The 13440-nt window shown below is 42.9% G+C and carries 10 protein-coding genes; 4 read left to right on the plus strand and 6 right to left on the minus strand.

Annotated features, from left to right (window positions below):
* Window positions 1-2249, plus strand: a 2249-nt coding sequence (locus tag F6K49_RS10830; RefSeq protein WP_293096467.1) for an adenylate/guanylate cyclase domain-containing protein, incomplete at its 5' end; no start/stop codon positions are given.
* Here F6K49_RS10830 and F6K49_RS10835 read toward each other — a convergent pair.
* Window positions 2225-2353 (minus strand): hypothetical protein, encoded by a 129-nt coding sequence (locus F6K49_RS10835; protein WP_293096474.1) that lies wholly within the window; start codon window positions 2351-2353, stop codon window positions 2225-2227. The two genes, F6K49_RS10830 and F6K49_RS10835, sit on opposite strands and share 25 nt — an antisense overlap.
* Window positions 2354-2734: 381 nt before the next feature.
* On the opposite strand from F6K49_RS10835, the gene F6K49_RS10840 reads away from it, so the two are divergent.
* A complete protein-coding gene (locus tag F6K49_RS10840) occupies window positions 2735-3961 on the plus strand; it encodes a SpoIID/LytB domain-containing protein (RefSeq protein WP_293096479.1) in 1227 nt (408 codons plus the stop codon).
* Between the two features lie 84 nt (window positions 3962-4045).
* A complete protein-coding gene (locus tag F6K49_RS10845; RefSeq protein ID WP_293096485.1) occupies window positions 4046-5248 on the plus strand; it encodes an argininosuccinate synthase in 1203 nt (400 codons plus the stop codon).
* 74 nt (window positions 5249-5322) lie between these two features.
* On the opposite strand, the gene F6K49_RS10850 is transcribed toward F6K49_RS10845, so the two are convergent.
* Both F6K49_RS10850 and F6K49_RS10855 read right to left on the minus strand, forming a co-directional pair.
* A complete protein-coding gene (locus tag F6K49_RS10850; RefSeq protein ID WP_293018343.1) occupies window positions 5323-5952 on the minus strand; it encodes a DedA family protein in 630 nt (209 codons plus the stop codon).
* Window positions 5953-6178: 226 nt separating this feature from the next.
* Complete coding sequence (locus F6K49_RS10855) at window positions 6179-6427, minus strand: Ycf34 family protein (protein WP_293096491.1); 249 nt, start codon at window positions 6425-6427, stop codon at window positions 6179-6181.
* 176 nt (window positions 6428-6603) lie between these two features.
* On the opposite strand from F6K49_RS10855, the gene F6K49_RS10860 reads away from it, so the two are divergent.
* Complete coding sequence (locus F6K49_RS10860) at window positions 6604-7881, plus strand: CCA tRNA nucleotidyltransferase (protein ID WP_293096498.1); 1278 nt, start codon at window positions 6604-6606, stop codon at window positions 7879-7881.
* 290 nt (window positions 7882-8171) lie between these two features.
* Here F6K49_RS10860 and F6K49_RS10865 read toward each other — a convergent pair whose 3' ends face one another.
* From F6K49_RS10865 to F6K49_RS10875, 3 genes are all read right to left on the minus strand, one after another.
* A complete protein-coding gene (locus F6K49_RS10865) occupies window positions 8172-9923 on the minus strand; it encodes a hypothetical protein (RefSeq protein WP_293096503.1) in 1752 nt (583 codons plus the stop codon).
* A gap of 158 nt (window positions 9924-10081) precedes the next feature.
* Window positions 10082-10438 carry a hypothetical protein gene (locus F6K49_RS10870; RefSeq protein WP_293096509.1) on the minus strand — a complete coding sequence of 119 codons (357 nt, stop codon included), beginning with the start codon at window positions 10436-10438 and terminating at the stop codon, window positions 10082-10084.
* A gap of 34 nt (window positions 10439-10472) precedes the next feature.
* Window positions 10473-13298: a CHAT domain-containing tetratricopeptide repeat protein gene (locus F6K49_RS10875; RefSeq protein ID WP_293096514.1), complete on the minus strand. Its 2826-nt coding sequence runs from the start codon at window positions 13296-13298 to the stop codon at window positions 10473-10475.
* Window positions 13299-13440: the final 142 nt, after the last annotated feature.

The following is a 13440-nucleotide window of genomic DNA, read 5'->3' on the forward strand; positions in this document are numbered from 1 at the left end:
TTGTCAAGGAGTTTTTTGCCACTCCAGAACAAGATGCTTGCCGAGAAGTCTCGGCTATCGTCAATGACGAAAAGCGAAACTATGTAATTGTTGCCCAGAAGTACCATCAAGGCTCAGCTGCTTTCACTATTGGGATTGATATTAGCGAGCGTCGGCAAGCTGAAGCAAAATATCGCAATATCTTTGAAAATGCTGTAGAAGGCATCTTCCAAACCACCCCGTCAGGAGGTTACCTTAGTGCCAACCCAGCTTTAGCTCGCATCTATGGTTATGAGTCCCCAGAAGTATTAATTAATAGTGTCTCTAATATTGAGCAGCAACTTTATGTTGATCCGAACCGTCGCTCCCAATTCATCCAGTTATTAGAAGAAAATGGTGTAATTGTAGATTTCGAGTCCCAAGTCTATCGCCAGGATGGCAGTTTGACTTGGATTTGCGAAAATGCCCGTGCCATTAAAGATGAAGATGGCAATCTGCTGTATTACGAAGGTACTGTAGAAGACATCTCTGAGCGTAAGCAAGCTCAGGAAGCCTTGCAAAAAGCCAATGAAGTGTTAGAAACCCGAGTGGAGGAACGAACAGCAGCACTACGGGACGCCAATCATCAACTACGGATTGAGATTGTAGAGCGCAAGCACATCGAAGCAGCACTACGTAAATCCGAAGCTGAGTTGCGGGTGCTGTTTGGGGCGATGACAGATGTGATTACTGTTTTTGATGCTCAAGGACGATACATGAAAGTAGTCTCCACCAATTCTGAGGTTTTATATAGTCCAACGACCGAACTACTTGGTAAGAGTGTCTACGAGGTTTTTCCCCCCAAGCAAGCTGAACTTTTTGTCACCCATATCCGGCAAGTCTTAGATACTAAACAAACCCTGAATATAGAATACAGTTTACCTATAGTACATTATCAAGTAGGAAGTATTAAGGATGAAATTAGTTCTAACTCAGACTTGAATGGCCACAAACTTTCGGACTTCGATTCCAAGAATATAGGGCATCACACTAACAAATATTATCACAATTCATCCGATTATGAAAAATTTTCGGAATTCAATGGCCAAAAGCTAGTGGGGCAAACTGAAAAACCCTTTCATACTTCACACTTTAGAGGTGATAATTCCCAGGTGTGGTTTGCTGCGAGTGTCTCACCCCTGCCAAACAATTGTGTGATTTGGGTCGCCCGTAATATTACCGAGCGCAAACGGGTTCTAGATGCACTCCAGGAAGCTGAAGAGAAGTATCGTAGCATCTTTGAAAATGTGGCTGAGGGGATTTTTCAGATTACATCGAATGGGCAGTACCTGAGTGTCAATCCAGCTTTAGCTCGGATGTATGGCTACTCTTGCCCAGAAGAAATAGTTACTAAAGTGACCGATATTAAACAGCAACTTTATGTCAACCCCAACAGCTATGCTGAGTTTATTGCTGCGGTTGAGGAGCATGGTGCTATCTCGGATTTTGAAGCTAGGGTTTATCGACAAGATGGCCAAATCATCTGGACATCCCAGAATGCTCGTGTTGTGCGTGATGCTGAAGGGAAACTACTGTACTACGAAGGCACTGTAGCCGACATTACCAAGGGCAAACAGGCAGAAGCAGCGCTGAGAGCTGAACAAGAAAAGTCGGAACACTTGTTGTTGAATATTTTACCTCACTCCATCGCCCAACGATTAAAACAAGAGCCAAAAGCTATTGCGAATCGCTTTGAGGAAGTAACAATTCTGTTTGCTGATATTGTGGAGTTTACCAAGCTTTCTGCTCGCATCTCTCCCACAGAATTGGTTAATCTACTTAATCAAATTTTCTCAAGCTTTGACCAACTAGCGCAGCACCATGGATTAGAGAAAATTAAGACCATTGGAGATGCCTACATGGTTGTTGGTGGTCTACCAAACCCTAGGGATGACCATCCAGAAGCGATCGCAAACATGGCATTGGATCTGCAACAGGAAATTACTCGTTTCCAGCGGGATGATGGAGAACCATTCCGCCTGCGCATCGGGATTAACACTGGTCCTGTGGTAGCTGGGGTGATCGGTATCCAGAAGTTTATTTATGATTTGTGGGGGGATGCGGTTAATGTGGCATCTCGGATGGACTCTCAAGGGGAACCTGGGAGAATTCAAGTTACTGCTGCCACTTACGAGCGTTTAAGAGACAAGTATTTGTTTGAAGAGCGAGGAATTATTAATGTGAAGGGCAAAGGAGAGATGATCACCTATTGGCTGACTGGGCGAAAGTAAGTGATTGTGGAAGGTTGTTCGCTCTTGGCGTCCGAAGTAGGGTGGGTTGAGGGTTGTTCGCGTAGCGTGGCCAAAGGCCAAGGTTGTTCGCGTAGGGTGGCCAAAGGCCAAGGTTGAGGGTTGACCCCCTGCCGATCTTTGGGAGGATCAAAGCTTTAGTGTTAACTAGCAATTACCTGATTCATCTTCCATCGGCCTCTGCTCTATATATTTTTTTTTACTTTTTTGTAAAAACGTTTCACCAACATGCTAGCATTTTAAGCTTTGCTTGTCAGTAAATACACTTTGACACATCGTGCCGGTTTTTTGTGAAAGAGTTTGTCCAAAATTCATCCCACACTCAACACTTCGTTTTGAGATGTGGGATGAATTTTGGCGGAAGCTAAGAAAGGGATAAGCTGTCTGTCACTATCCAGAATTCCACTAGGAATGCTGTATTATATAGTGTAATAGCAGGTGAAGCAACTGTTTAATTTTACTCACGAATGAAGAAATCAGTGTTGTGGTCAATTGCCCTATTTTCAATTGCCCTATCTGTACCTTTAGTCTTAGCGAAATCCCTGTCACCTGGCTCTGAGTTAGAAACATCTTCCTCAACGTCTTCTGCTCCAAATTCCCCAGATCAAGTTTCCCCTGAGTCGGATGGGCTGTCTAACCAAGAGGATACTCCCACATCCGAAATAACATCTACCGCCACAACTCCAACACCATCCCCATCTCCTACCCCCAAGGATGAGAATTCCACTGTCTCTAAGTCACCACCTTCAGCAACCCTAGCCCAAACTAAAGCTACCCAAGCATCAACCTCTAGCAAGCAAGACACTAAACAATCTACTGCTACTACCAAGGATAAATCCCAGGATAAATCGGATAAATCAGCCAAGACTGAGTCTTATAATCATAACAACCAGCCGCCCAGCCAGTCTGAAGGAGCTACCAAAAATCAGCAACCAGCACCAAAGCCATTGAATGATGCTCCGATCTTAGAAATGCGAGTTGCTGTAGCCAATGGTGTTAAGTCTCTGGTAGTGGCTACTTCAACACCGGGTGAGTTGCTGGATGCTAGGGGTCAGCCCCTGGGTAAACTAACCGCCAATCAGGGAAGTAATGTTAAACCATTAGGGGACTATATTCAAATTGGTAACTATAAGACCCCCGCAGGGCTTTGGGTGAAGCCAACTAACGGAGGGTATGTATTAGTAGGAAATCGGTGGTATCGAGGGGATTTGCTATTGATTTCTAAGGGAGATAGCATCTTGGCAGTAAACTACGTTGACCTTGAGCTTTACCTGACTTCGGTGGTGGGAGCGGAAGTGTATCCTAGTTGGCCAATGGCAGCTCTGAAAGCACAAGCCATTGCTGCTCGCTCCTATGCTTTGGTTCATGCGATTCGACCCGCTAGTAAGTTCTATGATTTGGGAAACACTCAGCGTTGGCAAGTTTACAAAGGAATCAAATATGAGTGGAACACCACGGCTCAGGCAGTTCAAGAAACTCGCGGCATTTTTCTAAGTTACAAAGGTGGGGTGGTAGAATCCTTGTACGCGGCTTCTGACCATATTGTCAAAAATGTATTTGGTGGTCAGGGTATGAGTCAAACCGGAGCTCGTGACTTGGCTAAGCAGGGTTACACCTATCAAGAAATTTTAGGCAACTATTATCCAGGCACTAGTTTGGCTTGGATTGATACTGTTGAAGCGGATTACGATTAGAGTTCTGTGCCAATTGAGCAACCCTATTCTGGAAATATGTGGATAGAATAGATATTTTGTTGTTTTCCACAGGGTAAAATTATCATGAGCCGTGCTGAAAAAGTTATTCTAGCATATTCCGGTGGCGTAGATACGTCGGTTTGTATCCCTTATCTCAAAGAAGAATGGGGAGTAAAGGAGGTGATCACCCTAGCGGCAAATTTAGGTCAGGGAGATGAACTAGAACCAATCAGACAAAAAGCCTTGGACGCTGGGGCAACAGAATCCTTGGTTGCTGATGCGACCTACACCTTTGTCAAGGACTATGCTTTTCCAGCCATTCAGGCTAATGCTCTTTATGAAAGTAGCTATCCCCTCTCTACTGCTCTGGCTCGTCCGCTGATTGCTAAATTATTGGTGGAGACTGCTGAAAAATATGGTGCAGATGCGGTAGCTCATGGTTGTACCGGTAAGGGCAATGACCAAGTGCGTTTTGATGTGTCGATTATCGCCCTTAACCCCAACTTGAAAATATTGGCACCAGCTAGGGAGTGGGGTTTCTCTCGTGAAGATGCGATCGCATATGGTGAGCGCTTTGGTATTCCCTCACCAGTGAAAAAGTCTTCCCCCTACAGCATTGATCGTAACCTGCTAGGGCGCAGTATTGCAGCGGGGGTGCTTGAAGATCCAATGGTAGAACCACCAGAGGAAGTTTATGCCATGACAAAAGCGATCGCAAATACACCAGACGAGCCAGAGTATATTGAAATCGGCTTTGAGGGGGGTGTTCCCACTATACTTAACGGTAATCTCCTTGATCCGGTTACTTTGATTAGTCAACTGAACGAGTTAGCTGGCAATCACGGTGTGGGACGAATTGACATGATTGAGAACCGGGTAGTTGGTATCAAAAGCCGAGAAATTTACGAAACACCAGCCCTATCGGTGTTGCTCCAAGCTCATCGTGACTTGGAAAGTCTGACCTTGACCGCTGATGTTACCCAGTACAAGCGAGGAATTGAAGACACCTACAGTCAAATGGTATACAAAGGCTTGTGGTATAGTCCTCTTAAGGAGGCTTTGGATGCTTTCATTCAAAAAACCCAGGAGCGGGTATCCGGTACAGTCAAGGTTAAACTTTTCAAGGGTAATGCCATAATTGTAGGACGTCAGTCAGAGAATTCTCTCTACACTCCGGAACTAGCTACCTACACCTCAGAAGACCAGTTTGACCACAAGGCTGCTGAGGGTTTCATCTACTTGTGGGGATTACCAACTCGGGTGTGGTCAGCAAAAACCAGGAGTTAGGACTTTTGCGTTACGGTAATTGGGTTAAGGTAATCCTTAACTACCAATTACCGATTACCGTTTGCCAATTTAAACTAATCCCCCATCTCCAATTTCTGCCTACGAGACTCAAACCATTTAGGAACAACAATCGAGCCAATCACCAAGATCAGAGCAACAATCGCAAATTTAGATACCGAAGAGATTAATAGTTCCAGAGGTATCAAGCGTCCGCAAAAGTAGGATAAACTCACCATCACTGATGCCCAGATCGTAGCACCAGCTAAATTGAATAATAGAAATTTCGGGTAAGGCATTTGAACTATCCCTGCCATTGGACCAGCAAAGATCCGCAGTATTGCCACAAATCGACCAAAAAAAACGGCCTTAGCAGCGTTCTTACGAAATTCGGTTTTAGCCTCTGTCAGTTGTGCTTCTGTGATCCGGACTAAACCCCCAATTCGCAGTAGTAAGGGCCAACCACCGATTTTCCCAATCCAGTAACCACAGTTATCTCCTAAGACAGCACCAGCGATCGCAGAGCATAGGACTACCCAATAATTGAGTTCGCCGCTACCTGCACCGAAGCCACCTACCAGGGTAATGGTTTCTCCCGGTATGGGAACCCCAGCGTTTTCCAGGGCAATCCCAAAAAAAACTGCCCAGTAGCCATAGTCCTTAGCTATGTCCTGGACTGTTTCCAACGATAAAAGCTCAAAAGACATCCAGCGTTACAAAAATTAATACTTTTTAATATTTTGGCTCGATCGTGTCTTTTGTGTCAATTAAAGCAGTATTTTTCAAAATACTGGACAAACACAACCAGAACCAATTCGAGCTTTTATCAAAAGCTTGCTTGGTTAAATTAAAACTTGACTGGCGATGAATCCCATGCTGATCTTAGGTACAGAGTGGAGCTTATCGCCAGAATACCTAAAATTCACAATCCCATCAGGTGGGTACCAGTTCACCAGGACGAAGCTTTGCCCACTTCCCAGTTTCCTGCTTAAAGCTATTACACCCGACAACGTCCCATTCCATTTCGATTATATCTTCAGTAGAACGGATATTGACATTGATGGTGGGCTCAACCGCTTCAAAGTTGGGAGATTCCGTCAGGTGATGTACCTGATGCTGGGTTTCCACAGCATGGTATGTAGTACACCGGTCTACGTAGTGGCAGTTAATGCAAATACACATTGCTTAAACTCCATTTCCTTTATTTTAGCATAGCTCAATTCAGAAATTTATTGGCTAGCTTATAATATCAAATACTTAAGTATTGGCTACTCTGTTTGCTACTTTTATAAAGTTATATGTTCGAGTTTACCACAATTGATATATAGTATTATTTCTGAGATTTCAGAAAATGACTAATGACTAATTACCAAACTGCTATATCACCCCAAAATTGGCCGTTTAACTGGGAGTTACTCCCTTCTGACGCTTGCTTGGTGGGTGGTGCGGTTAGGGATGCTGTGATCAACCGACAGTCGGTAACCCAAGACTTAGACTTTGTTTTACCCACTAAAGCAGTACGGACAGCAAGCAAGCTAGCAAGACGTTATAAGGCAGGATTTGTGGTTTTGGATGCCCAGCGTCAAATAGCTAGGGTAGTGTTTGGCAACGCAACAGTTGACTTTGCTCAACAGGACGGGGATAGCTTAGAGGCTGACTTACATAGGCGGGATTATACGATTAATGCGATCGCATTTAATCCCCACACCAAGGAATTCATTGATCCATTACAGGGTATCTTGGATTGCCGTAAAGGGATAATCCGGATGGTGTCACCAGAAAACTTACAAAATGACCCATTACGATTACTGCGGGCTTATCGACAAGCTGCTCAGTTGGGTTTTCAGATTGACCCAGCCACCCAGTCAGTGATTAGAAAGGTAGCACCGTTATTGAGCCAAATCGCAGCAGAACGAGTACGGACAGAATTGGGCTATCTCCTCAAGTCTCCTCAGGGTGTACCTTGGCTAAAAGCGGCCTGGGAGGATAATGTATTACGACCATGGCTGCCTGATGCCACCGCTGAATCTTTCGAGTACATGACAGCAATTAACCCATCCGCGATGGTACTGGCAGAAACCTGGCCTAAGCTTGGGGTGGAATTGAACTTAAAGGTGACTAAGCATTCTTTATCGTTGCTAAATTTGGCTAAGCTAGCAAATTTATTATCATCAATACCAGCAGTTGCTGAACAACAGCTGTTAGCTCTAAAGTACTCTCGTGTTCAGACTCGAATAGTAGTCAGGGCAATCCAACATTTGCCCCAATTGCTGTCTTATACTACTGCCAAGGATATCCCATTACGGGACCAGTATTTCTTCTTTCTTAACGTTGGAGCTGTCTTTCCTGTGGTAGCGCTTTTGGCAGTTGCCAGGGGCATGGCTGTGGATACTATAGCACCCTTGATTGAGCACTATTTGAATCCCAATGACCAGGTTGCCCATCCCACACCACTGGTTACTGGTAAAGATTTAATCAAGTCTCTTAAGTTATCCCCTAGTTCTAAAATTGGTGAGTTACTGACTGAGATTCAAATTGCACGGATTGAGGGCAATATCGATAGTATTAAAGGTGCTCTGGAATTTGCCGCCAAGCTGGACTCAATCAACTGTGGCTCTGAAGACAAAAACAAATAACACATGATATTAAATCCGATTAACTTATTATCATAAGCTATCAGCTATCAGCTATCAGCTATCAGCTATCAGCTATCAGTTATCAGCTATCAGTTATCAGCTTATGGGCTATGGACAGGCTACTTGAGGTGCTTATGGGCATAGGGTAAGCAAAGGGAAGAGCTTTTGAATAAAACAGGTAAGCATTAGTTTAATCTGAGTTATGGAAAGCTGTTCGCGTAGGGTGAGCTTTTAGCTCACGGCTGACGGCTGACGGCTGACCGCTGACCGCTGAATGCTTACATCAGCAGTCATTTTGACCGCCGATTGATAATTCGATCCACAATAAAAGCAGCGATCGCACCAACTCCAACACCAATCAAAATATGAAATAGCACAAACCAGAAAGTATAAGTCAAGCAAGGGTAGAGTCCAGCTTCAGGGCAATCTAAGGATCCCTTCCGGTCTAGTTTGGTCAGGATCGCTTCTAGAGGTTGTTTAGCGTCGCTTTGGGAAGAAATACCACTGACCGCTAGGCCAGTACCGACAAAGGTGATCCAAAATTGTTGTCTTTTCTCCTGTTTCTCAGCTTGTTTGTCTCGGGCTCGATCAGCCTCCTCCTTATCTCTGAGGGCTTGTTCCAAAGCGCGATCGCGTTCTGCTTGTTCAATTTCCACAATACCTCTGATTGAGGAAATCGCTTTGTATAATAGGCCAGAACTATGTCCAAAATAGCTTAAGTTTATTTTAATTTGCTCTTGATAAGTATGGCTTATTTTATCAGAAAATACTGACAAAATCCTTAAATCATCCTTTGGTAATTTTTCTTGAAGTTGTTGAAGCTTTTCGGAATAATTGTGAGCATTAATCTTCATTGTCAAGCTATAGCTTTCTAACTGTCCCAGCCAGTCTGAATAGTTCAAGTCTAGCTTCGGCAGTATTCTCAGCTTATGCTTAAAGTCCAACAGTTCAGCTTCAGATAATGATCTCTGATTATCTTGACTTTGAGTCGTGGCACAGGCTTCCAGCCTGTGATCTGTCGTTTTATCTTGACTTTGAGTCGTGGCACAGGCTTCTAGCCTGTGATCTGTCGTTTTATCTTGACTTTGAGTCGTGGCACAGGCTTCCAGCCTGTGATCTGTCGTTTTATCTTGACTTTGAGTCGTGGCATAGGCTTCCAGCCTGTGACCTGTCGTTTCATTGATTATTTTTTTGATATCTTGATATTGTTGTTTAACATCACTATACACCTCCCGGCTGATTTGATAAGCTTTAATAACTTTTTGGCGATAAAAAAATAAATCAATAAAGTTTTGATAAAACAAGCAAAAATTTTCGTCAGCTCGGGCACTATAGTTGCCATTCACCTCTTCTCCTAAAAATAGCCAAACAAAAATTTGGCCATAGTCTTGAGATTGATCGGGAATGCCATATTCAAAAATTGGACTATCAAATAATTGACCTTCTTGATAAAGCGCTGGACAGTTATCCTTATCCTTTTCCCCCAGAAAATTCTGCACACACTGATCAGCTATCTCTTTCCATACATGGGAATCTTGCTGATGCTTCTGGGGTAGCCAAGCAGTTAGCAACAGAATTTGTCCTAGGGAACTGTTAATGTTACTGTTAATTTTACTGGGAAGAAAGCACTGGTCTGGATTAAAATCCTTGAATATAGTCAGATCTACGTCTTCGGTTTTCTGATTATTCTCACGTTCAGGAATCCGAATATTTAAACCGAGAGCATAACTATCATAGATCTGGAGTGGACAAGCTTGACCAGTAATCGTTATTCCTTTGCCATTCTTCAGAGATAATTTTCCCTCCAACGGTAAGAGAATATTATCAGTTGTGGCTCCTTTTAGTAAAGCAATGCGGGAACCTTCGGCAACCTCTCTCAGCTCTAGCTTCTGTTGAATTTGGAATTTAGCACAAATCTGATCGTACTTGTGCCAAAGTAGTTTGCTGTTATAGTCGGTGTCTGGTTGGGAATCACTACTAGATAGATTCCTAAGATGGAAGGCAAAGAGATGAATATTAGGTGCGTAGATTTTATGAGTCATTGTTTGAGATTTTTAGTAAGCATTCAGGCGTCAGCCGTCAGCTGTCAGCTGAATGCTTATTTTATTCAATAGCTGTTCGCGTAGCGTGCGCGTAGCGCATAAGCTGATAGCTGATAGCTGATAGCTTACCTGACGGCTGACGGCTGATAGCTCAATGCTTACCCTTGTTTTGATTGCTGACTCTTGTCTTGATCTTGTTGATTAGTTTTAGCTTTAATAACTTCTTGGTTGGTTTTTCGCGGTTCAAATAGGTTTTGAATAATACTTGCTTCAGAATTAGGCGGAAGCTTGGGCGACTTCTTTAATTCCCTCTCATCATCCAATAATAGGCGTAGAGTATCTGTGAGTTTTGTATGGTTTTTGAACCAATCTGTTACTTTAATTAAATCGGCTTCTGTTTGAATATCTAAATCTGCTAAAAATTGTCCTAAATCTTGCAAGTCTTCACGGTCAAAATCATCAAAGTTAGTTTCGAGTGCTTTCAGGAAAAGTTTGAGTTCTTTTAAAATTGTCATAAATAAATATTTTTGGCGGTTTAGGTGACTAAATCTATGAGTGTCCAATCGCGCAGTAAGCTGCCCAATAATAAGGCTTAGCAAAGGGGTTGTGTGTTTCTGAAGTAAAACAGAAGTTTTCCTCTAATTTTTCCTTAAAATTATTATCCAAATTCAACTGTTTAGTTAATTGTTCAGCCCAATCTTTTAATTCCTGTACAGTGGCATCCCGCAGCCAAAATTGCGCTTGGTTAAGGGCAACTGCTAAGGACATTTGGTTTAGCATATTCTGATAAAATTTAATCATCAACAACGCTGTAGATAAATCCTTTACCTTCCATAGGCTACTAACCACAGCTGAACTTCCGGCAGCTATAAAACCACTGGGTAAACCAATGTATTCATCGCTGGTGTTATTATAGTCGATTAATCCTGTTTCACAACCAGAAAGGGTAACAAGGCGACATTGTTCTAATGTCTGTTCTGATTTCAGGGCAAAGATTGCATCTACAGTGAAGTGGGCATCTGCCAGAATGAGAGCAGATTTACGTGGTTTATCGTAGTTAAAGTAACCGTGACAGCTAAAATGGACACAGTGGTAAGTGTTGAGAGCTTTGCTATCTATGGCAGCTTTGGTGGCAGCGTTTTCCACAAGGACATCTGTATCCGCTGGTTTGAAGTAACTTTTAATCACTTCTACTTCGATATTAGTGTAAACTAATTTAGGATCAGCAGTGGGGTTTTGGACGGCAAACAGATGGGTAAAGTTGGGGCGTTTTCTGGTTTGAGCAAGTTGGAGTAGTTGACAGCTAGGGGCGTAACTTACCCCTGCTGGAAACTGTTCCATTATAATTTTAGATTTACCTTCTCCCTGCTTACTGGTAATCGGTAAGGCATGAAGGGGGAACAAATGTAAAACCTGATGGGGAATTAAAATTAAGCGATCGCACTCTGGGGGTATTTGCTGAATGATGTCATCTATGTGGATAATATTAGCTAGGGAATGTAGATGGCTATTAAGATTTTTTTTCCAATCAATTTTTTTGGTGTTCTTGTAACTTTTCTCATATTCCTCTTTCAACTTTAGCAATTTCTCTAAGTCTTGTGGCTCAGACTGCCAAACTATTGGCTGTTGAGTTTGACCGGTAAAGATGAAAGTGAGCAGCTTATTCCATGTAATGTAAAATTCTACAATGGCAGTGTGGTCATCTAAATTGTTCTGAAATCGCTCAAACTTAAAGCCAGAACCGATAGGTGAATATTGGTTTTGTAAATCATTGCGCTGCTCTCGTAATTGTTTAAGACGTTGTGCCAGGGCGGTTATATTTTTAGCTTTACCCTGTTGGATTTGATATTGAACTACTGCTATTTCATCCCTGTATTGTTCTAGTTGAGTAACAACATCTGGGGGAAAGATATTTTTCATATCACGGCGGAGAATCTCTTCAACTAAATTGCCGGTTTTGCTCCGTTCAACATATTCAATGGCTGCGGTGATATTATTTAACTCTAGGCAAACTTCCACCATAGCTCGATAGCTTCGGTTGTACTTTTCAGCTAGTTTGGTCTTGTGATCTTCTACTCCAGAACCAGAAATAATTTCATCTCGCAGGGATTCTACGGTTTTAATGGCAGCATCAAAAGCCTTGTAAGCTTCAGGGAAATTTTGAGCATCTTGGTAAGCCAAACCAAGGTTATTGTTAGTATCTAGATAGTCTCGGGGAAACCCCTCACGGGTGCTTACTTCTAAAGCCAATTGGTAGCAAGCGATCGCATCTTCTAGGTTTTGTGCTTTCTCACCTTCGATTCTGTCAGAGTAAGCAATACCGAGATTGTTTTGAGTCATTGCCCAATCAATAGGAAACGCCTCACGGGTGTAAACTGATAAAGCCAATTGGAAGCAAGCGATCGCATCTTCTAGGTTTTGTGCTTTCTCACCTTCGATTCTTTGAGCGTAAGCACTACCGAGATTGTTTTGAGTCCTTGCCCAATCAATAGGAAACCCCTCACGGGTGTAAACTGATAAAGCCAATTGGTAGCAAGCGATCGCATCTTCTAGGTTTTGTGCTTTCTCACCTTCGATTCTGTATAAGTAAGCACTACCGAGATTGTTTTGAGTCAATGCCCAATTAATAGGAAACCTCTCACGGGTGCGTACTTCTAAAGCCAATTGGTAGCAAGCGATCGCATCTTCTAGGTTTTGTGCTTTCTCACCTTCGATTCTGTTACGGTAAACATTACCGAGATTGTTTTGAGTCGTTGCCCAATCAATAGGAAACGCCTCACGGGTGTAAACTGATAAAGCCAATTGGTAGCAAGCGATCGCATCTTCTAGGTTTTGTGCTTTCTCACCTTCGATTCTGTCAGAGTAAGCAATACCGAGATTGTTTTGAGTCGATGCCCAATCAATAGGAAACGCCTCACGGGTGCGTACTTCTAAAGCCAATTGGTAGCAAGGGATGGCAACTTCTAGGTTTTGTGCTTTCTCACCTTCGATTCTTTGAGCGTAAGCAATACCGAGATTGTTTTGAGTCTGTGCCCAATCAATAGGAAACGCCTCACGGGTAAAAACAGTTAGTGCCACTTCATAGCCAGTGATGGCAATTTCCATAGTGCTGGCTTTGTCACCCAAGGGGAATTGCTGAATTAGATTGCTGAAATTTCCAATAACTGCTGCTATAAATTTTGCTTCATCTGCTTCCGCTTGCGCCAGTTTACTTGTTGCCCAATCCCGCCATTGTTCTGCTAATCTATCATCTAGTTTGTCTGTATTTGCTGCCAGTAATGGGTAAATTATCTGCGCGTCACCATTACTGTCTGCGGTTGCTTGTAGAACCTGTAATATAAAATCAAGTTGGGCATCATATGTATTGTCAGCCATTGCCATCAACTGCTCTACAATAGTTATTGAAACATTATAGCGTTTCTTAAGAAGTCAGAATTCAGTGCGTAGGGTGGGCAAAATGATATTATCTAGAATTGTTAAAAGAACCAAAGGGTTTTTGCCCACCCGACAAGCTTTG

The sequence above is a fragment of the Moorena sp. SIO3I6 genome, from assembly GCF_010672095.1.

Bases quoted from the DNA above. Each gene is read 5' to 3' on its own strand.
- F6K49_RS10845 (WP_293096485.1), top strand. From the start codon at position 4,046: ATGAGCCGTGCTGAAAAAGTTATTCTAGCATATTCCGGTGGCGTAGAT.
- F6K49_RS10855 (WP_293096491.1), bottom strand. From the start codon at position 6,427: ATGTGTATTTGCATTAACTGCCACTACGTAGACCGGTGTACTACATAC.
- F6K49_RS10875 (WP_293096514.1), bottom strand. From the start codon at position 13,298: ATGGCTGACAATACATATGATGCCCAACTTGATTTTATATTACAGGTT.
- F6K49_RS10870 (WP_293096509.1), bottom strand. From the start codon at position 10,438: ATGACAATTTTAAAAGAACTCAAACTTTTCCTGAAAGCACTCGAAACT.
- F6K49_RS10865 (WP_293096503.1), bottom strand. From the start codon at position 9,923: ATGACTCATAAAATCTACGCACCTAATATTCATCTCTTTGCCTTCCAT.
- F6K49_RS10850 (WP_293018343.1), bottom strand. From the start codon at position 5,952: ATGTCTTTTGAGCTTTTATCGTTGGAAACAGTCCAGGACATAGCTAAG.
- F6K49_RS10860 (WP_293096498.1), top strand. From the start codon at position 6,604: ATGACTAATTACCAAACTGCTATATCACCCCAAAATTGGCCGTTTAAC.
- F6K49_RS10840 (WP_293096479.1), top strand. From the start codon at position 2,735: ATGAAGAAATCAGTGTTGTGGTCAATTGCCCTATTTTCAATTGCCCTA.